Consider the following 26,071-nt stretch of genomic DNA (forward strand, 5'->3'; position numbering starts at 1 on the left):
TTTGCTGATCTGAGCTCCGCTTGATTGAGCGAGAGTAACCCCATGGCCGGAAGGCCATGGGGTCGTAGAGGACTTTATTATTGATACCCCTAGCGGGCCCGATCACGAATGATATTGAGGGCGCTCCCAGCGCGGAACCATTCGATGTGGGTGGGAGAGAGGGTATGGGTCATCGTAAAGTCGATTGTTTCGCCGTTGGTGTGATGGATTCGCCCCTGAACAGGACGATTCGGGGCGAGGGACGCAAGGTCGAGGATGTCAATCGTGTCATCCCTCTCGATGAGGTCGTAGGTACCGCTATCAGCGAAGACGAGCGGGAGTAACCCCTGTTTTTTGAGATTCGTCTCAGCGATGCGAGCGAACGATCGCGCGATGATGGCTTTTGCTCCAAGGAAACGGGGCTCCATCGCTGCGTGTTCGCGTGATGAACCCTCACCATAGTTCTCGTCGCCGATGGCGATCCAGCCGATGCCTGCCGCCTTGTAGTGGCGTGCAATCTCTGGGAGCGACTCCTCGGCGTGATGAATGCTGCACCAGCCCTTCCCCGCCTGCGATCCGAAGGCGTTGTTGACGCCGAGGAAGAGGTTGTTGGAGATGTTGTCGAGGTGTCCTCGATAGCGAAGCCAAGGCCCAGCTGCGGAGATATGGTCAGTGGTGCATTTGCCGACGGCCTTCATAAGCACAGGCATCGCCAGGAAGTCCTGTCCATCCCAAGGGGCGAAGGGACTGAGGAGTTGGAGACGCTCGGAGGAGGGGTCGACTTTGACCACGATGTCGGTGGTGTCGACCGGAGGTGCTTGGAATCCTGACTGCTCCTTTGCAAAGCCAAGCGAGGGGAGCATCTCGCCGCTTGGCTGTGGGATCAGTTCGCCCTCGATCGGGTCAGTCAATGGGTTGAAGTTCAAGTGCCCCACGAGTGCATAGGCCACGACGATCTCTGGCGATGCGATGAAGGCCAGGGTGTTGGCGCTACCGTCGTTACGCTTGGGGAAGTTGCGGTTGTAGGAGGTGAGAATCGAGTTGACTCCCTCGGCGGCCGCATCGGTGCGTTTCCACTGGCCGATGCAGGGACCACACGCGTTCGCCAATTCAGTGGCTCCGATTGCGCGTAGGTCATCGAGAAGACCGTCACGCTCTACGGTGGCACGCACGCGCTCAGAACCAGGGGTTACGAGGAGCGGGCTCTTGACGGTGAGACCACGCGCGTTCGCCCAGCGAGCGACCGAGGCAGCCCGTGCGATGTCCTCATAGGAGGAGTTGGTGCAGGAGCCAACCAAAGTATACGAGAGCTGTTCGGGCCACCCCTTCTCTCGCGCTTCGTCGCCGATAGCGCCCACGCCTCGTCCGAGATCAGGTGTACCAGGGCCAACGATTTGGGGCTCGAGGGTGTTAAGGTCGATCTCGATCAACTGATCGAAGTAGGGACCCGGATCCTGTTCGACCTCGGGGTCGTCAGTGAGTTCGCCCAAGTGAGCGGCGACCAGATCAGCAATGGCTTCTCGTCCCGTGGATCGAAGATAGGCGACAGAGTTGTCATCGGCAGGGAAGAGCGAGCATGTCGCTCCAATCTCAGCACCCATGTTACAGATCGTGGCTTTGCCGGTCGTGGAGAGCGCTCTGGCTCCCTCGCCGAAGTACTCCAAGATGGCTCCGGTGCCGCCCTTGACCGTGAGGATCTCAGCGACTCGAAGGATGACATCCTTGGCAGAGGTCCAGCCGGAGGGTTTGCCGGTCAGGTGGACACCGATAAGCTTTGGCAAGCGGACATTGAAGGGCATGCCGACCATGACATCGACTGCGTCAGCTCCGCCGACACCGATCGCGACCATGCTCAGGCCCCCGGCATTCGGAGTGTGTGAATCGGTCCCGATCATCATGGCACCCGGGAAGGCATACTGTTCGAGCACAACCTGATGGATGATTCCTGAGCCTGGCTCCCAGAACCCGAGACCGTATTTGGCTGAGACTGAACGCAGAAAATCGTAGACCTCTTTGTTGGTCACCTCAGCGGTTTCAAGATCAGCCGTGGCCCCGAACTGGGCCTGGATGAGATGGTCACAATGGACGGTTGAAGGTACCGCAACCTGGGGCAAACCAGCGGTCATGAATTGGAGTAGAGCCATCTGGGCAGTGGCATCTTGCATAGCGACCCGATCAGGCATGAGCTCGACATAGCTGACCCCTCGCTGAAGGTCCGTTGTCTCCGGATGGAGGAAGTGGGCAAACAGTACCTTCTCGGCGTAGGTGAGTGGTCGGCCGAGGCGTTGGCGTCCGATGGGAGTGGTCTCAGCGAGTCGGTCATAGAGTTTCGTGACACTAGCGGCCGGTGTCGATGCATCTACAGTGGTCATGGTCGTCCTTTCGTCGGTAGCCATAAGTATAATACAAGTTTAAGACAGGTGCAACATCCGATGCATCGATGCCCGTGGTAGCGAGGGGACACACGTGATCGTCGCGGTACTGAGGAGCATCGGGGGATTGGAGTCTTCTAGGATTGCGATGATGTCGCCGTGAACGCTTTGTCAGACATGCATTGACGACCACGTATCTACCATGCAGTCGCTCTGGCACTGCCCGCTGAACACTTCCTCCGGATGCCAAGTGATGACGTGTCGGAGCGCGGAGTCGACGCTTTCCCATACACCACGGACACGCAAGAGAGCGTAGAAGGGGACGCACAAGCGGGAGAGGCGCTACGAAGCGTGCCTTGTCTAGCGCCCAGTGAGGAGCTCTGAGTCGCTACCGACAAGGATCCGAAAGGACGGTTTGGTGTGAGGCAGATTGGCGTAGTAGGATACAAGTATAAGACATGTTCGCGTACCCCGTTATTCGAGTGTCGCCGAGGCGATTCGAGCGGAGATCTCCTCCGCCGATTTTCGTACCGGTGACCTCCTGCCCTCCGAAGCCGATCTCGGCTCTCGGTTCGGCGTTTCACGTATCACCGTGCGTAAGGCCTTAGAGATTCTTCGCGGAGAGGGGCTGGTGGAGTCCCAACAGGGGAGGGGATGGGTGGTGACTCGCGCACCCCTTCGACAGGTCCTTGGGGAGTTTGCCACGATTGAGCATCAGCTCGAAGAGATTGGGGTCGTGCCTCGTCGGCGTATTGTTGCTTCTCGCGTGATCACGGCTACCGGACGCCTTGAGGAGGTGCTTGGCGGCGGTGAGCTGTTGGAGGTGACGAGGGTCAACCTCGCTGATGGTTCACCTTTCGCGAAGGTAACGGTGTGGGTGCCGTCCTTTCTTGGTAAGGGACTTTCGATCGCCGATCTTGAACATCGCTCCTTCTATGAGTTGTTGAGTGCATCCCATCTGCTCAAGCGCCCACTCAAGCGGGCCGTTCAAACGATTGCCGGCGTCACGATCGCCGATGCCGATGCCGATCTGTTGGGTGTAGCCTCTGGGGTGCCAGGGCTTTTATGTGAACGGATCACCTTTGACGAAGGCGATCATCCTGTCCTCTTCTCTCGCTCGTTGTTTCCGGCCTCGATGGCAGTCTTTGAGATTGAGCTCACCCCTGCACTGGACTCCGTGACACCAACTGGGTTGCGCCTGATGGAGTCGAGTTGAGTCTGGCCCCCGTTGCGTCGCCGGCGAGGTGGCAGTAACGGGGTCGAGCCTCCTTGTATGCTCGATGAGGGTAGCGTGAAGGCTCACAGGAACAAGGCTGCGGTTTGCATGATGAACAGTGTTAACCAATCTGATTGTTATTGAGTGATTGCGCTCAATTAGACTGTGTGCGCCGTTGATCCCTTGCCTGCTAGCTTCAGACACACTTGCCATGACCGACCGACCATATCTTCGGGTGGGACGCTCACCTCGCATCGAAGGGTGATCGTTATCGGCCACTCATAACATCGGTGCTGGGGATGACTCCAATGTCTACGGCATGCACGACAAGGTCGATTGTGTTGCGATCCGCCATTGGCACCGTTCTTTAGGCTACCGGGAACCGAGGAGTCTCGTCCGATCGAGGATGCCTCAATCCTTTTTGCGTGGGCCCAGGCGACCGATCCATGACCATTGAGCCACACCAACATGGGGCGATGGCCGGCGGTAAGTTACCGTCGGATTCCCTCTTCAGCCATGGAGCAGAAGGAGGGCGAAAGGTTGGATCCTGAGATTTAGCTGAGAAGCGAGGCAAATGAATGGCAATGAGGGGTGATTCTGTCGCATTCCCGTTACTATTGTGGCCTTCGGCACATTTCGTGCATGGTACGGTTTGGGGGAAATTGTGAAAATTCGTTCTTTTGTTGGGTTAGCGGCTGCCGCGAGCATGGTTCTGGCCGCTTGTGGTTCTTCGTCATCGTCTACCGCGTCATCGACGTCGAAGGCACCAGCTGATATCACCATCGGTACCGCCTATTCCGGCTCTGGATCCTTTGCGACCTCCTCGCTTCCTGAGCTCGATGGCCTAAAGTTCTGGATCACTCAGGAGAATAAGAAGGGCGGGGTCTACGTCGGCGCCTATAAGAAGCGCATCCCTGTCAAGCTGGTGGCCTACAATGATCTGAGCTCGGCTTCGACGGCGGCCACGCTCTACAATCAGTTGATCACCCAGGACAAGGTGAATATCTTGGTAGCGGATTTTGGATCCGTCCTCACCGCACCCGCCGTCTCGCTCGCTGAGGCGCACAAGGTGGTGTTGTTTGACCAGTCAGGGACTGGGATCCCCTTCTTCAGCCCCTCGAATAAGTACATTGTTCTCTGCGACCTGCCTGAGTCTGATATCTGGCCAGATCCGTTGGCACAGTTTCTTATCGCTAAGAAGATCAAGAAGGTCGCCATTGTGTATGCGACGAATGACTTTGATCAATCGCAGGCGATTACCCTCAAGAGCAAGTTAGCGACTGCGGGTATCACGCCAGTGGTCTACGAGGGGGTTCCCACCAGCACCACGAGTTATACCACGATTCTCCAGTCGGTTGAGGCAAAGCATCCAGATGCGATCCTCGAGTTGGGCTACCAGCCCAACGACACCGCCTTCTTGCAAAATGTTGAGTCAGCAGGCCTACATCCGAAGATGACCTTCACGGTTTTTCCAGGACAGCTGCTCAGTCTCTTCAAGAGTGAAGTTGGTACGGCTGGACTGAAATATACCTATACCTATGGCACCAATCTCTATGTCAACTATCCTAACGTTACGGAGGGGTTGAACTCGACTGCCTTTAAGACCCAGTTTGCTGCGGCCTATCCGGGGCAGCTCAACACGCTCTCCCTGCTCGGCTACAATACTGGCTTGGTGGTAGAGGGTGCGTTGAGGAATGCGAAGTCGCTGAGTCAGTCGGCGATTCGAGCAGGTGCTCAGGCGCTCTCTGGCAAGATGACGACGGTCGATGGTAAGTTCGTGCTCGATTCTGAGGGTGCGCAAGTCGGTGAATTGCTTCCACTAGCCCAACTTTTCCCGTCGAGTGCAGGAGTCACGCTCCATGCGGTTTACCCGGCATCGCAGGCAACAGCCACCGCTGCATATCCTGCTCCATGATCGAAGCGGAGTCTCTAGACCCACCCGCTTGGGTGGGTCTACAAGTCCTTGGGGTACCTTCCGGGGGCAGGCGTGCTTTTTGAGTTTGCCGTCGTCGGGGGTGTTCTCCTTGGTATCTATTATGCGCTGTTTGCGATGGGCCTTAATGTCGTCTTCGGAGCACAGCGAATTATCAACCTCGCTCATGGCGATATCGTGGTGCTCGGTGGTTATGCGGCTTGGGAGCTCTACGAGACCGCCCACCTGTCCCCGATCGTCGCGGCGGTGGTCGTACTGCCATTCGCTATTGCACTGGGATTCGCAGTCCATCGCTATCTGACGCCGCGGTTGACGAAATCCGCTGATCCCGAGACCCTCTCGCTAATCCTCTTCTTTGGCTTGTCCCAAGTGTTTGAGGCGGCCGCATCGCTCATCTTCGGACCAAATGAACACTCGTTGCCTACGAGTGCCCTTCCGGTTTCATCGCTGCATCTGCTGGGCGAGTCGTACCCTGGGATATGGTGGGTTGCTGCGCTCGTGAGCATTCCGATCCTCGGAGTGTTTCTGTGGCTCCTTTACCGCACTCCGTTTGGCCTGCGTGTGCGGGCAGTCATGTCCTCTGCGAGCGAGGCGGCGACAGCAGGCATTGAGTCGAGGCTGGTGTCGGGCCTGTTCTTTGGTATCGGCTTTGGTCTGGCCGCGGCCGCTGGAACGATGGGCATCTTCATCTTTGGTGGTATCGCCCCCACGGATGGAGTAGCCTTGACGATCACGGCCTTTGCGATTATCGTCTTTGGTTCCTTGGGTAACCCAGTTGGTACGGTGATCGCGGCACTGATCTTTGGTGTGGTGACCCAATTAGCACAGGTCTATGCACCGAGCTGGTCAAACTTGGTCCCCTACGCATTGGTTATTCTTACCATGCTCCTTCGGCCACAGGGTCTACTGGGAAGGAGGCAACGTGTCGCTTAGCGCACGTCAGGTACCCGTGATAGGGGAAGGTAAGCAGGGGCCAAGGTGGCGGCGGTCTCTTTCGCCTGGCCTGGCAGTGGCGATACCGGTACTGGCCTTTCTCGTCGCGGTTCATGTCTATTCCAATGAGCTACTCTTGGTCGATATGGCGATCTACATTGCGTTAGCGCAGGGGATCAACATTATCTATGGGTTTACTGGTTACCTTCCCTTTGGATACTTCGGTTTCTTTGGTATCGGGGCCTATGTTGCCGGATATGGGATCGTGCACCTTGGCCTCTCTGGGCCGGTTGCGGCCCTCTTTGGTGGTGTCGGTGGCGTTGTCGTTGGGGCGGTGATGCTGCCTTTGTTTCGACTCAAGGGCGCCTATTTCGCCTTAACGACGCTCGCGGTGGGGGAGGCGCTCTACGCAATCGTTTCCAATCCATCGCTGACGAAGATAACCAATGGACCGTATGGATTGAATTTAGCAGCGGTCTACTCCTCTGGATGGTCATTTGGTATGGCGGTTGGTCTCGCTGGGGTCTCGATCCTCGCGGTGGTGTTGATCAAGAACTCCCGTTATGGGATGACCCTCAAGGCGATTCGCGACGATCCATACTCGGCCGCAATGGCGGGCATCAATGTCGCACGTGATCGGTTCTACGCGTGGCTGATCGCTGCCGCGATCGCTGGGGTCGGAGGCGCGATCTACGGTTGGGCGATCAGCGTGTTTTACCCGCAGGACGTCTTTGATGTGACGGTATCGGTTTTTGCTATCGTCTTTGCGTTGTTTGGGGGCATTGGTACGATTTGGGGACCGACACTTGGCGCAGCGGTGCTGTACGCGGTGTATAACGTGGTGGGTGTCTCCAACCCGCAATACTTCCAGTTGATCTATGGCCTCGTGATCGTGCTCTTGGTCTTGTTTGCCCCACGGGGTCTCGCCGGTATCGCGCGCTACCTGCACGAACACCGACCGTTTATGCGGAGTTCTCGCTGATGGTCGATACGGTGACGCCAAACTCCCCCCTGCTCCAGGTCGCGGACCTCGTGACCCGGTTCGGAAAGTTTCGTGCGCTCGACGGCGTCTCGATCGAGGTGGGAGCCGCGCAGGCGATCGGGCTGGTTGGGCCGAATGGCTCTGGGAAGACGACATTGGTCAACACCGTCTGTGGACTGTACCCACCAGCGGCAGGGTCGATACACTTCGCAGGTGCGAACCTTACCGGAAAACGGGCTGATCTCATCGCTCGGGCGGGCATCAACCGTACCTTTCAGATCTCGAAGCCATTCGCCAGTTTGACGGTGCGCGAGAATGTGGAGGTGGCTGCGCATCACGCCCATCATCCGAGAGGTGTTGATGAAGTGCTCGAGACGACGAATTTACTGCGCGAGTCACGAGCCTCAGCGAGCGACCTGACGGCGGCACAACAGAAACGTCTGGACCTGGCGCGGGCGCTGGTGATGTCGCCGCGTCTCTTGTTTATCGATGAGCTTGCCGCTGGTTTAACCCCCAATGAACTCCAGGATGTAGCGACCATGCTCCGAAATCTCGTGGACGAAGGCATCTCGTTGGTGGTGGTCGAGCACCTGATGGGCTTTCTTGAACAGGTGGTAGATGGCGTCTATGTACTTACGGCGGGTCAAGTGATCTTTCAGGGATCGCTGCGCGATGCACTCGCAGATAATCGAGTTCAAGAGGTCTTCCTTGGAAGGAACGACAGTGCTACGAGCTGAAGGTGTCGAGTCTGGCTACGGAAGCGTGCAGATTTTGTGGGGTCTTGATCTCAGCGTTCAAGAGAATGAGGTTCACGTTCTTCTCGGTGCGAACGGGGCAGGCAAGTCAACGCTTCTCAAGGTTCTTGTTGGTCTGTTACCCTGTTGGGCGGGCGGCATCCATATCGATGGCAGTGACATCACAAGATTGTCTGCACCGCAGCGGACGAAGATTGGCCTTGGTTTCACTAGCGAGGTTGGCATTTTCCCGGACCTCACCGTGGAGGAGAACCTGCGATTGAGCGCATTGGTGGTTCCTGCCGGCAAGAGAAAAGAAGCCATCGAATTCGCCTACAGTAGGTTTGCCGAGTTGCGGGGACGTCGGCGTGCGCTTGCCGGTGGGCTCTCAGGTGGTCAGCGTAAACTCGTCGCCATTGCCAGAGGGCTCGTGTCGCAGCCAAAGGTGCTATTGCTGGACGAACCCTCTGCCGGTCTCTCTCCGCGCTATGTGTCAGAGGTCGTGGATCGATTGGCGGAGTTGCGTGGGAGCACCACTCTCCTAGTGGCAGAGCAAAATGTCTCATTCTTGGAGATCGCTGATACGGTCTCCGTCCTCGAAGGTGGAAGGATTCGCTTCTCAGGCACCAAAGACTCCTTCTCCGATGATACCGCCCTTAGGGATGCTTTCTTTGGTCTCGAATAAGACGTAGCGATCGTTACGTCGCAGGGGATGGGCGACACCCGAGACTGAGAGGCCGGAAACCTGAAATGTTGGATGAGTGGCTATTTGCCTGAGTGCCGCGAACCAAACATCTTTGGCCACTTACGCGGTTCCTCATGCTGGTGGCGGTGCTCGCTCGTTTGCCAGGCCTCAACCCAGCTCCGCGAGGGGGCAGGGAAGGAGAGTGCTCGGCCGGGTTGGCGCGCGGTGAAGAAATCCGTCGCTGCTTCGCGGCCCAGTACGCCGAGAGCCTGGGTGATGCGATCATTGAGAGCGGAGACGCGTTCTGCCTCACGTGGGACGAGGGGTTCGCCGATGATGACGGTCGTTGAGCCAGGGTGAATGCGATCAGAGGCTTTCCCATAGATCTCATACGTGCCATCGATAAAGAGTGGCACGACCGGCCGGCCGGTTTTGATCGCCATCTGGGCGGCACCGGACTTGAGCTCTTGGGCAAGGCCATCAGGTGTTCTGCCACCTTCTGGGAAGAGTACGAGATTCCACTCCTCTTCTAGTAGCTGGGTCGCCAACTCTGCCGAGGCACGTGAAGGACGTACGCGATCGATTGGGATCGCCCCAAGCAACGTTGACGAGAAGAAGCCTTTGGTCCGTCGGTCGAAGAAGAAGTCGGCTCCTGCTCCAACGACCGTATGATGCCGAAGCTTTGGCGGCAGAACGGCGAGAATCAATGGAGTGTCGAGATGACTCTGGTGATTGGCGACGAAGATGATCGGCCGCTCGAGTGTGTCGAGGACAGAGGTGTTGATGACGGTGGGTCGAGTAACTCGACGGGTGAGTGGTGCGATAGCCGAATCGAGGAGGAATGCACGTACCCGCCGCACGGATTCTTTGCGGGAGAAGCTTGTGTCGTAGTTGGTACCGGTGGCATGGGTTCGCGGTGGGATCATCGATCCCGGTGGCGTCGGACGGCGCAGTACGAATCGAGCAGGTGAGTGAGGGGAGGGTTGTTTAGTAGACATCAGCCATCACCAACGGTGGGGAATGCAGGTGCATGATGCTGGGGTCTGGCCCAACGATCGAACGGGCCATCTCCAACGCATCAGCCATGGTGGAGGCGGACTGAAAGCCTAACCGACGTGTTGTCTTTGGATCGCCGCCGAGGATGATGACACCACCGAGGTGGTCGAGGGCATGGGCTCCCCAATACCACATGTAGAAGGGGTGGACGCCATGGTAGGCGTTGCCAGTTCGGTAGAGGTGGATGTACCACGGGTCGCGAGCAAAAGACTCCTCGTACTTCGATTCGATCACGAGTGGGTCCGTCGTCTCGGTGAGGACTTGGTCGAAGAAGTCGACGTAGCTTGGATGGAAGGCTGGATCGAACTCTGGACGGTTGGGGTGTGAGAGGATCACGACACCGCCCTTGCGCACCAACGGCTTGTTGCGGTACATGTTGAAGAAGTACCCGAGGCCAAGGCAGTAGACCAGAATCGGATTCATGATGGAATTCACGTTGTAGGGGCCGATGAAGGGGAGCCCGAGGGTGAGGATGTCGGATTGACCATCAACGCGTACCAGCTGTTGTTGATAGACACGTTCAAGCGTGCGCTCATGGACCGCCTCTACCTCGCCGGCGGTGATGCCGGTTACCCCGTAGGGGGAACGTACGGACTGAAAGATCTGGCGCGCTAGGTGGGGTGGAGTCTTCTTCAGCGCCTCGCTGGCGGCGATAAAACTGGCCCGGTCGCGAAGGTTCCATTCCCACTCTCGTTTAGAGAGGAAGCGAAAGCTGTCGGGAAATGTCGCGGTATTGAGCGTAGTCTCGATCTGAAAGATCTTCACTCCAGCTTCTTTAATGACGTGACCCATACGCCAGTTTGAGGAGTGCAGCTCTGAGTTGTGACGGTCCATGAAAGACCGAGAGTGCACCATTGTGTTAACGTTGTGATGAAACTTGATGGAGTCGTAACTCGCTAGCCCGGTCGCTACGGATTTGTGACCACCGTCCATGGAGACGAGGTTGATGTTGACATAGACCAGGAGATCGCTCTCCACCGCACGGCGATTGAGTTCGACGAGTTCACCACGGTCGGTCTCACCGACAACCGTCATGTTTGCCTTGTCCTCGGCGTCGTGTTGGGTGAGTTGACCGCGAGGAGCAAGTGCGTTGTAGACGCGATTGCCCAGCGCATGGCGCAGCTCGCTCTCGGTCATTCGTCGATGGAGTGCGAGGGCTGCGATGAGCACCACATCGGTGACTCCCGCTGCAGCAGCGCGTTCGAGCACCGCCTCAATGACGAGGGAACGAATATCAGGCGCCGTCATCTGCGGCAACGGCAATGAGACATCATCGAAGGCGATCGTCAGGCTCATATTTGGATTGAGAAGACTGGAGAGGGGCTGTGCATCACCGACGGGGTGTTCGAGCGCCTCTTCGATGGCAGAGCGGACATCCCCAATGGCGCTCAATGGCTCTGGGGGATAGAGAATGCGTGAGCCCCGAGGGAGGCGTTCAAGCCGGAAGGACTCTCCGTGCCAGAAGAGCGTGGGAGGGGTCGCGCGGTCAACCTCGAGAACAAATCCAGGTCTAGCCATCGTGTACCGACTTTCTTTTCGTGAGATCGAAGACAACTTTAATCGCATCCTCGCGGCCGCCATGATAGGCCTTGCGGAGTGCGGGAACGTATTCGCCGAGGCGATAGCGGTGGGTTACCAACTGGCCGAGTTGGAGGCGACCAGCAAGATGGAGAGCGATCGCGAAGGTGCGGGGTCGCTGGCCAGTTGGAATGGTGAGACCGATTCGCTGGGCGACGGCAGGCGTAAGATCCTCCTCGCCGTAGGCGTAGGCGCCCTTGAGCTGGACTTCGCGATGCCAGAGCGGGGCAAGATCTAGCGATTGACGTGGGGGCATGCCGGCGACGATCACTTCGCCACCTGGGCGAACCGCTGCGATTGCGGACTCGATGCTCGAGCTCGATCCAACGGCGTCGATGACGATGTCGTAACCGTTGCTGACGTAGTGACCGACTCGCTGGCTGGCGTGTAGTCGACGAGCCGCGCCAAGGAGATCCTCTGGATAGAGCACCGTGGTCGCTCCTAAGCGCTTGGCGAGTTCTCGCTGAAGAGGATGCTTCGCGACGACCGTGATGGAGTCGTAGTCACCGAGCGTGGTCGAAGCGGCCAATGTGGACAATCCCACCGTACCCGCCCCGATGATCGCGAGGTGGCCCTGCTGATGGGTCGGCCGCAAGCTGACGTGGATGGCGCAGGCGAGGGGTTCGACCATGACGGCATCCTCGAGAGAGAGGTCCTCAGGTACGCTATGGAGTGCACGCTCGTGGGCGATGAACTCGTTGGACCATCCGCCTCCGGTTGATGCGCAGTAGCCGAGTTGTATTCCCTCTTTGAGATCGCCAATTGTCGTGGATTCACAGAGTTGGGTCTGTCCGCTGGCACAGAACCGGCACGGAGCGAGTCCTCTGATAGCACAGGTAAGAGCGGGTTCTACGACGACACGCTCGCCGGGGCGGTCAAGGCGTTCGCCAACGATCTCATGACCTGGGGTGAAGGGCAACGAGGTCAACGCCTCAAAGTAGCGTGATGACTGGAAGAAGACGGTGGCGATGTCGGAGCCACAGATACCAGACAACAGTGGTCGGACTCGCACCCATTCGTTGGTCGGGGCCTTTGGAGGGTCGACGTCTTTCAAGTTCAAGGGACCAGATTCGATTGCCTTGTCGGTTAATCGATCTTTGAGAATACGTGCAGTCAGGAATCTTGCTGGAGAGCGGTTGATCACTAAGGCTTTCATAACGTTCGTCCGATCGGCAAAAAGAGGTTGCCATATCCTTTGGAGCGTGACCACTCCTCGATCAACCAACCACGGCGTCGTGCGAGTTGGCGTAGTTTGGTGTCGGGGTTGACCGCCACGGCGGCACCTGCTGCTTCGAGCATGGGAAGATCGCTGGTCGAGTCGGCGTAGGCGACGGTCTCCTCAATGGCATAACCGTTTGCCTTGGCGACCTTTCTGAGTACGTCACCTCTCGCCTCTCCGATGGGAAGAGCACCTGGAACCTCGCCCGTGAGGCGTCCGTCTGCATCGGTGGTCATCTCCAGCGAGAGCATCTGGTCAAAGAGCGGCGCCATCGGAGCGACCGCAAAGGAGAGTGCGCCGGTAATACAGAGGGTGAAGTGCCCCGCTCGCCGGTGGGCACGCACACGGGCGAGCCCGAGTGGGAAGGACTTGCGCAGTAGATAACCGGTGAGGAACTCCGGCGCTTTGCGCTCGAGCTCTTCGAGTTCGGCGCCGCGATAGCGGCGATAGAAGTAGCGGAGGAAGTCGGATCGATCATGATTATCGAGCTTGAGGAGTTGGGGAGCCTCAGCTAACAGGCTCGCCGCGATCGCGAGCTTGTGACCACCATCGACACTCGCCGTTGCCAACCAAGAGAAGGAGTCGACGACGTTGGCCGCCAGAATCGTGTTCTCAAGGTCGAAGGCCGCTAAGCGGTGGCCAGTGAGCAACGATGCACGGAGTCGATCCTCTCGGGAGGTACGTTTGGGGGCGCTGCTCTTGGGTCGAGTACGTGCCCGGGCGTGTTCAACCACTGACGGAAGGTGCGTTTCGAGCACGAAGGATTCCCAGTTGATCAGATGGGGGTCGAGTGCGATCCTGTCATGTTCGTCATCGCCAATGCGCGCCGCGAGTTCCATCAGGTTATCGGCGAGATAGATAGCCTCGCATTCGGCATAGGCACCATAGAGTTCCACGTAGGAGCCGGCGCGTTCTAAGCCCTGCTGGGTCTCCGCGAGCTGATCTTGGTAGTCGACAAAGTTGGATCGGAGCGGGAGCTTGGCGATGATTTTCGTTGAGGTGTCGACGATGCGCTGTGAACGTCGTAGCGTTGTTTCGACTTGACCACGAGCAGGATAGGTCCATTCCGGTACCGCGATTGCCTGACCGATCTCATCATAGAGAGGATGATCGCTGAAGTAACGTCGGATCAAAGCGACAAGCTGGCGATATTTGAGAGGATTGAGCGATCCTGAAGCGGCATGGTAGTACTTCGTGGATTGAGGAGGGGTGGCCGCAGCGGCAAGGATCGCTCCTACGACGAGATCCACTGGTATCACATCGACGACTCCCTCGGGGACACCCGGAAAGTCCTTCAGCAGCCCTCGGGCAAAAGAGATGATGATAGGCTCAGCCATGCGGAATCCGCGGATCCAACCCGGATACGGGTCGCGGAGTGCAGACTCGATGATGGAGGGTCGCACGATGGAGAGAGGGACGTTGCCGCGCTCTGATTCGAGCAGTCGTTCCCCGAGTGCCTTGGTCATCGCGTACGCGTCGGGCCAGCCGAGACTCTGCGCTCGCGCTCGGCCCTTGGCGACCATCTCGTCTTTGACCCAGTCGGCGCGGAGACGTTCGATCTTTTCTGATAGGAGAGCGACCCCTGCCGATCCAAGTTCGGCCATAGCGATCGTTCGTAACGAGGCGAGGGTATCTGGCTCACGACTTGAGGCCTCGGTTGCGGTCCGTTGAGCACGGGCCGCATCGACCTCGAGGCGCCATGGGATCTCGGGGTAGTGTGGTTGTTCCCGCAACGAGAGCTCCGGTGCGTCTCCCTTACGTGAGCCTGCCACGTAGGCGGTAGAGACGGAGACGAAGTGTCCTGGGTCGGGCAGGTCCGCTCGCGCTGCTTGATAGGCATGCATGACTCGCGTCGGGCCGAGAAGGTTGATCTCCACTGCTTGGTCAAACATTGCATCAAAGCTGACGGTCGCCGCCGAGTGGACGACGATGTCACTACCGGCGAGGAGTTGTTGGTCGTCTTCATCGAGGCCAAGGCCGTCTCTGCCAACGTCGCCTGCAGCGATCCGGACGCGGCGGCGAACCTCTTCATCAAAACGCTCAACGCCCCACTCTTGACGCAGACGATCGAAACAGTTGTTGCGGAACAAATCCTTCTCTGCGCGTGCCTGAGCGGTGATACTTCTCCCCGGGCGTATGAGGAGGACTAACTTGGTCGAGGGCAGTGCCCGCAGTACGGTCTCGACGAGCGCCGTCCCTAAAAAACCGGTTGAACCGGTAAGAAAGATCGTCTTGTCGTTTAGCGCAGATTCGAGCACCGTTGTATCCCCATCATGTGAGTTGCCAGTTTAGGTTGCCTTACGGGCGGCTGTTACGCCTACGCCTCGCCTCACGCTTGGAGGGTGGCTTCGGTGGGGTGTAGCGCTTCGAGGCGCTTGGTCGAGGCCTTGGTGCCATGATGGCCCCTTTGGAGCCAGCGGCGCTGGGTGGCGCCAGCCCCGCTTTTTTTGCTTGGCGCGCTTGGCGCCGCAGTTCCACCTGGGCGCGGTCAACCTTAAAGCCAGCAAAAACTCCCCAAGCCATGAGTGGGAAAGCGAGGAGGACAAGACTACCCCAGCCTGCTCCCAATGCAACAATGATGGCCCCGACCCCAGCGAATCGGCGTTGATTTCGGTAGATCATGAAGGCGGTAATGGCCATGAGTGCAAGCCCTTCCGTAATTGCTACGGCTGGGTTGTCGAGAAAGGATGGGTTCTTGGCTGGCTTCACTTTGCCGATGATCACAGGAGTCCAGATGGCGATGTAAGCGATCGCAGTGAGTGCTACGATGCCGAAACCTATCTGGCGTTCGCGTTTAGAGAGTGGGGCGGCCATACCCTGGCAAGCCTAGCGGGATGGGATCTTGGTGCCTCCCGGTCTTGGGCCCCAGTCCCATTGTGGTGGGGGCGATAGCGCAGGGTTGATGCAGCTGGTGGGGTCGCCGCTGTCGGCTGGTGGGAGTTGCACCGACATACCATGGTGGAGGGAGGATTCGTCGATGGCCTGGCTGTGCGATGGGTAGGAATAGAGTTCCCCTATGACGATTGAGGAGCGCAAGGAACGCACGCGCATGATGTTGACGGAAGCGGCTGCTGAACTCTTTGTAATGAAAGGTTTCGACCAGACCACGGTGGAGGAGATCGCCCAAGCTGCCGGGATCTCACCGCGAACCTTCTTTCGTTACTTCGCCACCAAGGATGAGGTGGTGATGAGTTTCCTCTGGTTGAAGGTGGATAAGTTGTTGGGTTCGCTCGCGGTCCGGCCAAAGGAGGAAGAGTTGCTCGAGTCGGTGCAGGTGGTCTTTCGTTCATCCGAGGCCGATGGTAATGTCGAACGCGACCGCCAATTACTACGTTTGCTCGCTACCACGCCCTCATTGCGCGCTCGTTGGCTGATCGATGGATGGGAGTCAGCGGTTCGACTACGTCCGATCATCGCTGAACGACTTGGAACAGAGGTGACGCATCCGCGGGTAGCGCTCATCGCGAACACCCTCTTCATGGTAGCGGAGACGGTTCTCGATCGGTGGTCAGTCGAGGGCGGTGACTTTGTCGATGAGTTGGTTGCAGCCCTCGTGCTCATCAACCGGGGGGGTGTGTTCTCGCTGGGGGATTCTCCTACGTAGGCGGTCCGTCGCGCCTGTCCAGTGGGAACGGTGCTGAACCCCGGGTGGCGGTAGGGATCGAGAGGGCACGTTATGGGGATCAGCGTCAACAACAGTGTTGAGGCAATGGCTCAAAAGCATAGCTTGGGCAATTGTTGGCGAGGAGTCCTAAGCGGTGCCCTTGGGCTGGGCTGGATAGGTCTGGGGTTACGGTACGCCTGAGATACGCCTTTGCTGCTTGATACCCAAGTGGGCTCCAGGGGTGTGCGGACGTTGGGTGGATAGAAGCACCTGGGTTCAGACGATCAACCCAACGTTGGAAGGCTGCGATTTGCCGCTGAACTGAGGGCTAGGTCAGCTTGCTTGGAGGATTACGAGCCACAAAGCCCTGCGCTTAGTTCCACGCCGATACCCTTTCCCCTTGACGCTGGGGTGGGTGGCGAGAGGGTGGCCAAAGGGGTGGGTGTCGAGAGTCGTCAAAGAACAACTGCCGTCGGCCTCTACGGGGCATGCGCTGGCCCAGGGTGATCGGTCGAGTTGTCATGCGAGTGCTTCGCGATGCAGAGGCGATCATGGATAGACCGCAAATTGGCTCCACGGCGGCCCAGTGTTAGGAAGCGGTTGGTTGAGCGGTTCGGCATCCTTGAATAGCCGCGATATTGTCATCGACTACAGTATGCGACAACTGGAGGATCTCAGGGACGATAGGGCTCGCAATCCGGTAATACTTGCGGCGTCCGACACGTTCTTGCGCTATCAGCCCACAGGCGGTGAGGCAGCTCAAGTGTACTGATGTCCGTCCTTGCGATAGTCCCGATGCTTTCACACACTCCGTTGCTCCGAGGCGACCAGCTGAATAGATGGCAACGAGGAGCTTGAGGCGCGTCGGGTCGGCGAGTGCGGAGAAGAAACGGGCAAGATGAGGGATGTCTTCGGTAGGTACGAGCACCCTCTGTGCCTGGATGAGTGTGGACTTTGACGGTCTAGAGGGTACCGAGCGCATCGTTGATCCTTTCCATGATGGCAGTGATAGTTGATGGCCAGGCGGCGAGGTTGAGACGGAAGAACTCGGGGGCGCCTGGCAAGTAGTCCTCTCCTGCTCCAACTCCAAGTCGCCCACGATCAAGGAGGAACTGATAGGCTGATTGGCCTTCCGGTAATCGATGGAGTTCTCCCCAGAGCAGATAGGTGCCTTCGCGATGGGTGAAGGATACAAGTTCATTGCTAGCGTAGCTCTTTTCCATGATGGTGAAGTTGTCATCGATGAGGTGGCGAACCTCATCCAACCAACTGCGCTGGGTCTCGTACGCCTCGGCTCCAACGGCGAGGCCTATCGGAGTTGCCTGAGAGAGTGCGAGGAGGGGGCTCGCTTCAAGGCGGGCCCTTTGCGCTCGATCACTTGGCAGTTCGATGTGTGCAACCTTCAGCCCGGCAATGTTGAAGGATTTGGATGGCGATGAGAGCACGATCGCGCGGGTGGCGCTCTCATTCTCCAGTGATGCAAAGGGGACGTGGGTGCTACCGTGGCTCAAGAGATCCTGGTGGATCTCGTCAGCGATGACGGTGAGGTGCTCTCGGTCAGCGATGGTGGCGATGTCAGCAAGCTCAGATTTTGTGAAGATGCGCCCAGTCGGATTCTGTGGGTTGCACAGAATGATCGCCTGTGCTCGCGGGTCAGCGGCGGCCGTGGCGAGTCGTTCGAGGTCGACGCGATACTGTTGGTCAACCTGTGACATTGGGACTTCCATGAGTTCCCGTTGTGCGTCCTTGACTACATTGAAGAAGGGCGGATAGCTCGGCGTCAAAACGATGACTCCAGCCCCTGGATCGGTCACAGCCAGCACAACGATGCGTAGGGCGGCGACGACATCGGCGACGGTCTTCAGTGGGTGCGGTTGTGTTCCAAAACTCTCCTTGCACCAATGCTGATACGCCGCTTCATAGCTTGAACCGAGATCTGAGGATGGATAGCCGGTATCGCCGTTGCGGAGCAGTTCGATACCTGACTCAAGGGCTTGTGCTGGCGGCGGGAAGTCCATGTCGGCGACCCAGGCCGGCACAACGTCGAGGGGATAGCGTTGCCACTTGACTGAGTGAGCCCGACGGGCTCGAACCGCAGCGATACTCTCTGGTTGGAGCGCTGATTGTTTTGGGTTGCGTGACATGATAGGTCAGTGTATTGCCTCCATTGTTTGCCTGGTAGCGAGTCTGTCCACCGAATGGATGACAGCGTTTAACCAGCTCGCGACGGTTTTTCTCAATGGCGCTGCCCGAATCTCGTCAGTAGGACTGAGAGGGGGCGAGCTGTGGGAACAAATCGGGTAGGGTGGTGGTTGGAAATGGCAGTGACTGACAAAAGTGTGGATCCGATCAAGGATGGTTGGATCACTCCCACGGTGGCAGTGTTAGCAAAAACGATGTTCCATGCGTGCGAACAGTGAGTAGGAAAGAGGAGTTACGATGGAAGTAGTAGAGAAAGGTCCTGGGAGGCGGCGACTGCGAGGCAATCCGTGGTTTTCGTTGGTGGCGGTCGCCTTTGGCGTCATTATGGTCGGTCTCGATGCCACGGTCGTCTCGATCGCAAACCCATTCATCGCGCGTGGCCTACACGCGAACCTAGCGGATCTGCAATGGGTGACCAATGGCTACCTACTCGTCACCGCCGTCTTGCTTATTCCGGCAGGAAAGCTCGGTGACCGTCTTGGTCGTCGAAAAATTTATCTGATCGGCATGGCGGGGTTTGCTCTCGCGAGCGCCGGTGTCGGTCTTTCGGGCTCGATCGGTCTGGTGATCACGTTCCGTGCCTTCCAGGGTGCCTTCGGTGCGTTGATCATGCCAAATACCTTGGCCATTTTGCGTAAGACTTTTCCATTGGAGAAGCTGAATACTGCGATTGGGGTGTGGGGTGCTACCTCGGCCATCGCCATTGCAGGAGGCCCAATCGTGGGCGGCCTGCTTGTCCAGGATGTTTCGTGGCAATCTGTTTTCTATTTGAACGTCCCGGTCGCGATCATTGGCATCATTATCAGCGTCCTCGTGCTGCATGAAAGCAGAGAGACCGATGTCGAGTCTCCGGACTATCCGGGCATCGTCACCTTGGCTGCCTCGTTGTTCCTGCTGGTTTTTGGGCTCATCAAGACCCAGACCTGGGGATGGGCAGATCCGAAGACACTTGCCTGCTTTGGTGGGGCCATCGTCGCCGCCGGGCTCTTTATCTTCGCGGAGGGTAAAGTCACCAACCCATTGGTTCCACTTCGGATCTTTGCGAGCCGCGCACTCTCGATGTCGACCATCAGCGTCATCTTGAACTTCTTCGCCTTCTATGGCGTGATCTTCTTTGTCTCGTTGTATCTGCAAGAGGTCCATGGCTACACGCCAATCGAGGCAGGAGTACGGTTGCTACCGCTTACCGCGATGTTCGTTATCTCAGCTCCCCTTGGTGCGGTCCTTAACCATCATTTTGGTCCAAGATTTCCGGTCACGATTGGCATGTTGCTATCGGCAGGTGGGCTTTGGGTGCTGACGAGTCTTGAGGTCTCGTCGAACTATCTTCTGTTGGCGATCCCGTTCGTCATTCTCGGTCTCGGTGTTGGGTTTGTATTGACGGCGACCTCTGACGCGATCGTTGGCAACGCTCCTTCACAGGATGCAGGTGTTGCCGGTGGGGTCCAGTCAACGGCACTCCAGATCGGCGGGGTGATTGGGACCTCTGTTCTTGGTTCGGTCTTGCTTGATCGGGTTGGCTCGACACTGGTTGGAAAATTGACCCACGCTGGGGTTCCGGGTGCGCTAGCGCCGAAGATACTGGCCGCCAAGCCACTCGTCGCCGAAGGCGCGGTGCCACGTATCGCCCACATTCCGCCTGCTCTGCAGCTGGCGATTACCAACGGATCCCACGCTGCGTTTCTGTCGGGACTTCATGTTGCTATGGTGGTAGCCATCGCCGTCAGTCTTCTGGGGGCAGTAACGGGGTTCGCGATCGGCAACAAGCGTCCATCTGAGGATCAAGAGTCTGAGATGATCAGCGACTGAAAGACCGATGGTTATGCCGATGCCGTCAGCACCGTGGAGCTGCTATCCACCATTGCTGACGGCATCGGCATCTCTGCCCTGAACATCGCTGGAGTGTTGGATCAGGTGATTTGACGTACCATGCGTGCCGATGCGATTGCTGTCCAGACGAGGTTCCAGTATTGTGGCCGCGCCAGAGTTCGTCGTTGTGAAGTATCCTTGGCCAGACGGACGTGCAAGAGTAGGTTCCATGGCGGTGGATATCCCTCGAAGGGCTTTGATAACTAGGGCCACCGCCGAACACCAGTGGGTGCCGAGACGCCTAGTGGTAGGCGCGAGGAGTGTCGGATCACCCTTGACCTGTTCGGGATCGTGTGATGGTGGCTCGCTACCTGTATGACGGTTGCGGTGCTACCGTCATAGCCTTGAGGACCACCGTCATAGCCTTGGGGCCCACTGTCATGGTGCTCGAGGTCCCCGAACGTGCCCAGCTACTTTGGTGTTGGTAGGGATTGGGAGATGAGGACTACTCATCGTCGTAAGGGACTTTTGGTGGGCGCTAGAGGACTCGAACCTCCGACCTCAGCCGTGTGAAGGCTGCGCTCTAACCAACTGAGCTAAGCGCCCGCGACAGCTAGATCCTAGTGACCGCAATGCTCGATACGGCCCGCGGAGTCTCCCGTTTCTGGGTAACCCAGAGAGGGAGCTGGCCCACAGCGCCCATGGACGGCCTTGTCGAATGTTAAAGGCGCGGTGTTTTCTGCCGAAATGGCTAAAAGCGGTCAGCATGACGGATGGGATGAGGTGTGGGTTATGGAGAAGGAGCTAGAGGGGCGAGGCAATGATGTCAGCGATCTCGCTGAGATACCCTTCGCTCAGGTCATTACGTCAACGCTTGCTGATCCGACAACCCTTGCGATCGTCACCCAACCGATCGTCTCTCTCGACGATGGTGGTGTCGTTGGCTATGAGGCGCTTGCCCGTTTTGCTGGGGCGATCTCTACCGAACAGTTATTCGTTGAGGCGTCAGAGCTTGGACTTGGAGCTGAGTTGGAGGCGATTGCGCTCGAGCGTGGGCTAGCGGTATTGCGTTTCTTGCCTCGCGGATTTGTGCTCCACGTCAATGTCTCACCTATCTATTTAGGGATGGCGGAGATTCATCGCACACTCATCAGTGCCCCGCTGCATCGAGTCGTCATTGAACTCACCGAACACATTCCCGTCTCAGAAACTAAGCAACTCCGCCGACAATTGGCGATCTATCGTTCGCTCGGAGCCCGCATCGCCCTTGACGATGCTGGGGCGGGATATGGAGGTCTTGAGCTGATGTATGAGCTTGAGCCCGATATGATCAAAATCGATCGATTCTTGATTGGGAATATCGACCACTCCGAAACCAAGGCTGCCGTCGTCTCGACTCTTGTCGCTGCGGCACGATCCAGGGGCATCAAGGTTGTCGCTGAGGGGATCGAAACGCTGGCTGAGTTCGACGAAACCTCCCGACTGGGGATCGATCTTGGGCAGGGTTACTGGATTGCTCGACCTGGGCCAGGACTCCCAAGGGTGAACACAGCGAAGCTTTCGCACTCGAGCCGCAAGGAGCGTAACGTCACTCTTGGACGAGAGCTCGCTGAGGTCACAGAGTCAGTTGCGACAGCGCTCGGTAGCACGAGTTTTCCTGACCAGCCGTACGGTATCGGCGTCGATCACTATGGTCGACCGCTATTCCTCTGGTCGAGGGGAACAGATGGAGTCGAGCATGTTAGGAATGTCACAGAGGTTGCGTGTGGCTCATCCATCCGGGAGTGTCTGCGAAGGGGCTTGGCAAGGGGAGTAGAGACGCGCTTTGATCCCCTTGTGGTGACCGACCATACCAGGCGTGTCCTTGGTGTTGTGCGGCTTGAACGCCTGCTTAGTGGCGATCAAGAGCGACAGGGCGTGGAGGCGTCGTGATGGTCAAGCAGATAGATATTGCCCGCACTGGTGAGTGGGACTGGGAGGCCGAGGTTCGTCGAACGTTGGCAGCACCTGAGGAGCTGACGACAGTGCTCGAGCCAGTGAACTCCTGCCACTCGGCACAGCTGCTGGCCATTGAGGGGCTGACCCGTAGTCCGCGGGTCGGCTCGAAGGAGCTTTTCGCTCGTGCTGGTGCCCTTGGGCTGGATGTCACCTTGGAGCTCTGTACGCTCAGTCGGCTCCTTCAACGCTTTGGCGCCGAAGAGACAGAGGCGAGATTGAGTGTCAACATATCTCCGTCGATCGTTGGTACTGCGGCGGTGCAGGATCTCGTCGCACCTTGGAGTGACCGACTGATCATCGAGATTTCTGAGGAGAGTATCATCCGGGATCCAGAGGGACTGGCCGATTCTCTCCGGCCGCTTCGAGGGCTCGGTGTCGAAATTGCGCTCGACAATGCAGGCGTTGGTTACGGTGGACTCTCGCTCCTCGTAGCGCTCGAGCCCGAGTGGGTCAAGTTGGATCGACGCCTGGTCAGTGAGATGGTGACCTCGAGTGCAGTTCGCGCTATTGTGAGAAACTTGACGATGATGGCGCATCGAGTCGGTGCGCGAGTGATCGGTGTGGGTGTTGAGCAAGAGGTGCAGCTCGAGCTCTTGATGGAAGAGGATATTGATGGTTGGCAGGGGTACCTCGAGCAGCCCATGCTCGTGGAGCGCTCACGTTACTCGATCGGAGCAGTCTTGCGCGACCAGCCAATCCCGATCAGCGGGGCATTTGTCCTTCACGTGGGGGATTCAGCTTCGTATGCATTGAGTCAGTGGCTACGACATGGGGTGGCATCTCTTGATGCCGTCGCGAGGGTCACCGATGGCTGCTACGAGCTAGGCTGGGTGAAATTTGGTGACCTGGTCGGCATCGCTCGGAGTGGTTAGGCCGGGCATCGACGAGGTGTGCCACTAGGGGAGGTGGGATGGCTCAGCATGCGCGTGCCAAAAGACGAAAAGGGCGACAACAGAGACGAGTCAGACTCATCAAGGTTCTTGGTGTTCTTGCCATCGTTGTCATTGTGATTGGCGCTGTAACCCTCGATTCGTTGCGGACCAGCCCAAACGCAAGGGTTCCTGCAAAGGATAAGTCGGTCAGGACATCGAAGACGGTGCAATCAACACCGCCCGCGACGACGACCTCCACTAGCGCGCGATGTCCACTGACGGATCTGCCGGCACCCAATGGGCAAGTTCCGCAGCGCCCTGCTCTTGCTATCAAAGTGGGTAATGACCCTGGTGCTCGACCGCAGAGTGGGTTAAGTGGGGCCGATGTGGTCTATGAGGTCCAGGCGGAGGGAGGCATCACTCGTTTTATCGCTGTCTTCCAGTGTCAGTCCCCACCGATGGTGGGACCGATCCGTTCGCTTCGTTGGGTCGACTGGCATGTGGTGCATCAACTTGGCCATCCGATCTTGGTCTCGGCTGGTGGCATCATTCCCGACATCCAAGGGGTCAAGGCCCAAGGGTGGTTGCACTACATCGATGCGCTCTCCTTTGTGGGAGCGCCATTTGTGCGAATTACCTCGCGCGTTCCTCCGGAGAATCTTTATGGATCACCCGCCGGGATTTGGTCGCTGGTAGGATCGAAGACACCGCCTCCTCGCCTTTTTAACTTCTCGACCCAAGTCCCCGCAGGTGGCAGCGGCGTCGGTACGGTAGTTCTCCCATTTTCGGCGGCGGAGGACGTCAGTTGGGAATGGAGCGCAAGCGCTGATCGTTTCCTGCGTTTCTATTCAGGACAGCCTGCCTATGGCAACGGAGGCGAGCAGCTGAATGCGACCAATGTCGTGGTGCAGTTTGTCAATGCGCCTCCTGGTCAGTACAACGAGAGCGGCCCCAACAGCCTTGGCGTACACTCGCAGACGGTTGGCCAAGGCCCTGTTTGGATTTTGCGCAATGGTGAGATCTTCAAAGGGCATTGGGAACGACGCACCTTGGAACAACCGACCACCTATTATCTGGCTAACGGCGAGCAGATCACATTAGCGCCAGGGCAAACTTGGGTGGAGGTGGTTCCCAATTGGGTCCAGGCCTCAGAGACCCCGGCACCGTAGCTGTGATACCGTGATGATCGACCAAGTTCGGGCAGTTCGCCCATGGGGTTGCAGGTGAAGTTCTGGTGACGGTGCCGATCGTGCCAGGGTGCATGTGCTGGTATCGACCAGACCTCGGTTGGGTGGATCGCCAGGGTGTCATCAACCGATTGCATGGATGGTCATGAGCAACGACAGGAGCCTTGTTGAACGGGCCCATGGCATGTATTTCACACCGGTGGAGGTAGCGACCCAGCTGTTGAGGTCCTTCTTTGAAGAGTATGATCTCGAGGTGCGACGGGTACTTGACCTCTCCTCTGGTGCCGGGTCCTTTCTCGTTGCAGCCGATCGAACGTTGCCGAGTCCGATCCGTTTGATAGGCGTTGAGGTGGATGCCGAGGTAGCGCAACGTTCCGATCGCGAGCTATCCGCTGGCTTGGGGAAGGGAAATGCTCTCCGAATCATTCATGGGGACGGTCTCGACCCCGCACTGAACACTGAGCTCTCGCGTCAGTATGGTGACTTTGATCTGGTGATCGGAAATCCTCCATTTTTGAGCCCTCGGCTGCGCTCGCGTAGGTTCGAGGGCTTCAATAGCGTCGATTGGGCGACGCTGCGGCAAACCTATCGCGAGATTTCGAGGGCGACCACTGATCTTTCGACCTACTTTCTGGCTCGTGCCTTTGACCATCTACGGGTGGGCGGAGTCTGTGGCATGATTGTACCGCTCTCTTGTCTATCCGCTGAAGGGTCGTCCGAGGTCCGTCGATGGATCGATTCGCAAGGAGAACTGCTACGGGTCGATCGGTTGCCTGAGGAAACCTTCGATGCATCGGTGATCACGGTGTGCCTTTGGGTACGAAGGCTGGTCCGAGAATCAGCGTGGTCCGGTACGGGTGGAATCCGAGAGGGTAGCGCCAGTTGGGGTTCGTGGGTAGCTGAGTCTCCCGCACTCGGGCTCTCGGTGCGAGGGCGTGTGAAGGATGTGGCGAGAGTAACCGCTGGCTTTCGTGATGAGTTTTATCAGGTGGCTGCCAAGGTAGGCGAAGCCACCCCAGACATCGATGAGCGCAATGCAAGTGCACGACGACCAGCTGACGAGCAGCGACTCCATCGTGTGCTCACCGTAGGACATCTCGGTTGGAATGAGCCGCAATGGGGTCACCGCAGTGTCCGCATCGGGGGACGCCATTTTCTCTACCCGGCTCTAAGTGAGCAAGCGATGAGCACGATGAAGAAATCGCTTCGTGGGCTGTTAACGCCAAAGCTGGTGATAGCACCGCAGAAACGAGTGGTAGCACCCTGGGTCGACAGGGATGGTACCACCGTGCCGCTCACGCCGGTTATCTCCCTTTTTGCCAAGGATCAACGAGCGGTTGGATTGTCGCTACTCGCAGCTGCGCTCGGTTCGCCAGTGGCAGCTGGTTTCCTGGAGCATCGTTGTGCAGGAACGGCCTTAAGCCCGAAGGCATTGAAGTTTTCGGCGCGGGATCTCGGAGAGGTGCCGTTACCGATAACGCGGGTTGCCTGGGATCGAGCAGCGCGTTTTTGGCCACCGTGGATGCCTGGTAACCTCGATCCTTACCTTCGGGCGATTCGCGATGCGTACCAGATTGACGATGCGCTCTGGTCTGAGCTGCTCGCCTGGTGGCTTCCCAGGCTTGGACAATCTTCCCATCAGCGCTTGCTTGGCCCAAAACACCAATGAGACCTTTGCAGGTCTCATTGGTGTCTGGGGGTTTGGGATGGGG

General features: G+C 57.9%; 20 protein-coding genes and 1 tRNA gene. 12 read left to right on the forward strand and 9 right to left on the reverse strand.

Annotated features, from left to right (window positions below):
- Nucleotides 1–89: 89 nt before the first annotated feature.
- On the reverse strand, nt 90–2,351 hold the full coding sequence (locus M7Q83_RS04180; protein WP_298335690.1) for an aconitate hydratase: 2,262 nt from the start codon (nt 2,349–2,351) through the stop codon (nt 90–92).
- Nucleotides 2,352–2,802: 451 nt separating this feature from the next.
- On the opposite strand from M7Q83_RS04180, the gene M7Q83_RS04185 reads away from it, so the two are divergent.
- The 6 genes from M7Q83_RS04185 to M7Q83_RS04210 all read left to right on the forward strand — a co-directional run bounded on the left by M7Q83_RS04185 (nt 2,803) and on the right by M7Q83_RS04210 (nt 8,834).
- Nucleotides 2,803–3,567 (forward strand): GntR family transcriptional regulator, encoded by a 765-nt coding sequence (locus tag M7Q83_RS04185; RefSeq protein ID WP_298335870.1) that lies wholly within the window; start codon nt 2,803–2,805, stop codon nt 3,565–3,567.
- Between the two features lie 664 nt (nt 3,568–4,231).
- Complete coding sequence (locus M7Q83_RS04190; RefSeq protein WP_298335692.1) at nt 4,232–5,482, forward strand: ABC transporter substrate-binding protein; 1,251 nt, start codon at nt 4,232–4,234, stop codon at nt 5,480–5,482.
- 48 nt (nt 5,483–5,530) lie between these two features.
- Nucleotides 5,531–6,433: a branched-chain amino acid ABC transporter permease gene (locus M7Q83_RS04195; RefSeq protein ID WP_298335694.1), complete on the forward strand. Its 903-nt coding sequence runs from the start codon at nt 5,531–5,533 to the stop codon at nt 6,431–6,433.
- Nucleotides 6,423–7,415: a branched-chain amino acid ABC transporter permease gene (locus tag M7Q83_RS04200; RefSeq protein WP_298335696.1), complete on the forward strand. Its 993-nt coding sequence runs from the start codon at nt 6,423–6,425 to the stop codon at nt 7,413–7,415. Before M7Q83_RS04195 ends, M7Q83_RS04200 begins: the two co-directional genes overlap by 11 nt.
- An 11-nt stretch (nt 7,416–7,426) precedes the next feature.
- Entirely contained in the window at nt 7,427–8,152 is a 726-nt protein-coding gene (locus M7Q83_RS04205) for an ATP-binding cassette domain-containing protein (protein WP_298335698.1), read from the forward strand.
- On the forward strand, nt 8,139–8,834 hold the full coding sequence (locus tag M7Q83_RS04210) for an ABC transporter ATP-binding protein (protein WP_298335700.1): 696 nt from the start codon (nt 8,139–8,141) through the stop codon (nt 8,832–8,834). The genes M7Q83_RS04205 and M7Q83_RS04210 overlap by 14 nt, the downstream gene beginning before the upstream one ends.
- 80 nt (nt 8,835–8,914) lie before the next feature.
- Here M7Q83_RS04210 and M7Q83_RS04215 read toward each other — a convergent pair whose 3' ends face one another.
- Genes M7Q83_RS04215 through M7Q83_RS04235 form a run of 5 tightly spaced genes read right to left on the reverse strand, consistent with a single transcriptional unit; the run spans nt 8,915 to nt 15,501 of the window.
- Entirely contained in the window at nt 8,915–9,832 is a 918-nt protein-coding gene (locus tag M7Q83_RS04215) for a lysophospholipid acyltransferase family protein (protein ID WP_298335702.1), read from the reverse strand.
- Entirely contained in the window at nt 9,822–11,408 is a 1,587-nt protein-coding gene (locus M7Q83_RS04220) for a lactate racemase domain-containing protein (protein ID WP_298335704.1), read from the reverse strand. Before M7Q83_RS04220 ends, M7Q83_RS04215 begins: the two co-directional genes overlap by 11 nt.
- Nucleotides 11,401–12,624 (reverse strand): zinc-binding dehydrogenase, encoded by a 1,224-nt coding sequence (locus M7Q83_RS04225; protein WP_298335706.1) that lies wholly within the window; start codon nt 12,622–12,624, stop codon nt 11,401–11,403. The genes M7Q83_RS04220 and M7Q83_RS04225 overlap by 8 nt, the downstream gene beginning before the upstream one ends.
- Nucleotides 12,621–14,945 (reverse strand): HAD-IB family phosphatase, encoded by a 2,325-nt coding sequence (locus tag M7Q83_RS04230; protein ID WP_298335708.1) that lies wholly within the window; start codon nt 14,943–14,945, stop codon nt 12,621–12,623. Before M7Q83_RS04230 ends, M7Q83_RS04225 begins: the two co-directional genes overlap by 4 nt.
- A gap of 40 nt (nt 14,946–14,985) precedes the next feature.
- Nucleotides 14,986–15,501: a hypothetical protein gene (locus M7Q83_RS04235; protein WP_298335710.1), complete on the reverse strand. Its 516-nt coding sequence runs from the start codon at nt 15,499–15,501 to the stop codon at nt 14,986–14,988.
- 202 nt (nt 15,502–15,703) lie between these two features.
- Between M7Q83_RS04235 and M7Q83_RS04240 the strand changes: the two genes are divergently transcribed.
- On the forward strand, nt 15,704–16,291 hold the full coding sequence (locus tag M7Q83_RS04240; protein ID WP_298335712.1) for a TetR family transcriptional regulator: 588 nt from the start codon (nt 15,704–15,706) through the stop codon (nt 16,289–16,291).
- A 589-nt stretch (nt 16,292–16,880) separates the two neighbouring features.
- Here the strand turns inward: M7Q83_RS04240 and M7Q83_RS04245 are convergent.
- Both M7Q83_RS04245 and M7Q83_RS04250 read right to left on the reverse strand, forming a co-directional pair.
- Nucleotides 16,881–17,273 (reverse strand): metalloregulator ArsR/SmtB family transcription factor, encoded by a 393-nt coding sequence (locus M7Q83_RS04245; RefSeq protein WP_298335714.1) that lies wholly within the window; start codon nt 17,271–17,273, stop codon nt 16,881–16,883.
- Nucleotides 17,254–18,435, reverse strand: coding sequence for an aminotransferase class I/II-fold pyridoxal phosphate-dependent enzyme (locus M7Q83_RS04250; RefSeq protein WP_298335716.1), 1,182 nt, complete (start codon nt 18,433–18,435; stop codon nt 17,254–17,256). The genes M7Q83_RS04245 and M7Q83_RS04250 overlap by 20 nt, the downstream gene beginning before the upstream one ends.
- 295 nt (nt 18,436–18,730) lie before the next feature.
- On the opposite strand from M7Q83_RS04250, the gene M7Q83_RS04255 reads away from it, so the two are divergent.
- Nucleotides 18,731–20,302 (forward strand): MFS transporter, encoded by a 1,572-nt coding sequence (locus M7Q83_RS04255; protein WP_298335717.1) that lies wholly within the window; start codon nt 18,731–18,733, stop codon nt 20,300–20,302.
- 529 nt (nt 20,303–20,831) lie between these two features.
- On the opposite strand, the gene M7Q83_RS04260 is transcribed toward M7Q83_RS04255, so the two are convergent.
- Nucleotides 20,832–20,908: transfer RNA gene (locus M7Q83_RS04260), tRNA-Val, on the reverse strand.
- A 186-nt stretch (nt 20,909–21,094) separates the two neighbouring features.
- Between M7Q83_RS04260 and M7Q83_RS04265 the strand changes: the two genes are divergently transcribed.
- The 4 genes from M7Q83_RS04265 to M7Q83_RS04280 all read left to right on the forward strand — a co-directional run bounded on the left by M7Q83_RS04265 (nt 21,095) and on the right by M7Q83_RS04280 (nt 26,028).
- Nucleotides 21,095–22,234 (forward strand): EAL domain-containing protein, encoded by a 1,140-nt coding sequence (locus M7Q83_RS04265; RefSeq protein ID WP_298335719.1) that lies wholly within the window; start codon nt 21,095–21,097, stop codon nt 22,232–22,234.
- Nucleotides 22,234–23,172, forward strand: coding sequence for an EAL domain-containing protein (locus M7Q83_RS04270; RefSeq protein WP_298335721.1), 939 nt, complete (start codon nt 22,234–22,236; stop codon nt 23,170–23,172). The genes M7Q83_RS04265 and M7Q83_RS04270 overlap by 1 nt, the downstream gene beginning before the upstream one ends.
- Before the next feature lie 38 nt (nt 23,173–23,210).
- Nucleotides 23,211–24,341 (forward strand): DUF3048 domain-containing protein, encoded by a 1,131-nt coding sequence (locus M7Q83_RS04275; protein WP_298335724.1) that lies wholly within the window; start codon nt 23,211–23,213, stop codon nt 24,339–24,341.
- A gap of 163 nt (nt 24,342–24,504) precedes the next feature.
- A complete protein-coding gene (locus M7Q83_RS04280; RefSeq protein ID WP_298335726.1) occupies nt 24,505–26,028 on the forward strand; it encodes an N-6 DNA methylase in 1,524 nt (507 codons plus the stop codon).
- Nucleotides 26,029–26,071: the final 43 nt, after the last annotated feature.

It is taken from the genome of Ferrimicrobium sp. (assembly GCF_027364955.1).
Classification (GTDB): domain Bacteria; phylum Actinomycetota; class Acidimicrobiia; order Acidimicrobiales; family Acidimicrobiaceae; genus Ferrimicrobium.

Bases quoted from the DNA above. Each gene is read 5' to 3' on its own strand.
- M7Q83_RS04250 (WP_298335716.1), bottom strand. From the start codon at position 18,435: ATGTCACGCAACCCAAAACAATCAGCGCTCCAACCAGAGAGTATCGCT.
- M7Q83_RS04225 (WP_298335706.1), bottom strand. From the start codon at position 12,624: ATGAAAGCCTTAGTGATCAACCGCTCTCCAGCAAGATTCCTGACTGCA.
- M7Q83_RS04220 (WP_298335704.1), bottom strand. From the start codon at position 11,408: ATGGCTAGACCTGGATTTGTTCTCGAGGTTGACCGCGCGACCCCTCCC.
- M7Q83_RS04245 (WP_298335714.1), bottom strand. From the start codon at position 17,273: ATGCGCTCGGTACCCTCTAGACCGTCAAAGTCCACACTCATCCAGGCA.
- M7Q83_RS04255 (WP_298335717.1), top strand. From the start codon at position 18,731: ATGGAAGTAGTAGAGAAAGGTCCTGGGAGGCGGCGACTGCGAGGCAAT.
- M7Q83_RS04275 (WP_298335724.1), top strand. From the start codon at position 23,211: ATGGCTCAGCATGCGCGTGCCAAAAGACGAAAAGGGCGACAACAGAGA.
- M7Q83_RS04180 (WP_298335690.1), bottom strand. From the start codon at position 2,351: ATGACCACTGTAGATGCATCGACACCGGCCGCTAGTGTCACGAAACTC.
- M7Q83_RS04270 (WP_298335721.1), top strand. From the start codon at position 22,234: ATGGTCAAGCAGATAGATATTGCCCGCACTGGTGAGTGGGACTGGGAG.
- M7Q83_RS04240 (WP_298335712.1), top strand. From the start codon at position 15,704: ATGACGATTGAGGAGCGCAAGGAACGCACGCGCATGATGTTGACGGAA.
- M7Q83_RS04215 (WP_298335702.1), bottom strand. From the start codon at position 9,832: ATGTCTACTAAACAACCCTCCCCTCACTCACCTGCTCGATTCGTACTG.
- M7Q83_RS04235 (WP_298335710.1), bottom strand. From the start codon at position 15,501: ATGGCCGCCCCACTCTCTAAACGCGAACGCCAGATAGGTTTCGGCATC.
- M7Q83_RS04280 (WP_298335726.1), top strand. From the start codon at position 24,505: ATGAGCAACGACAGGAGCCTTGTTGAACGGGCCCATGGCATGTATTTC.
- M7Q83_RS04265 (WP_298335719.1), top strand. From the start codon at position 21,095: ATGGAGAAGGAGCTAGAGGGGCGAGGCAATGATGTCAGCGATCTCGCT.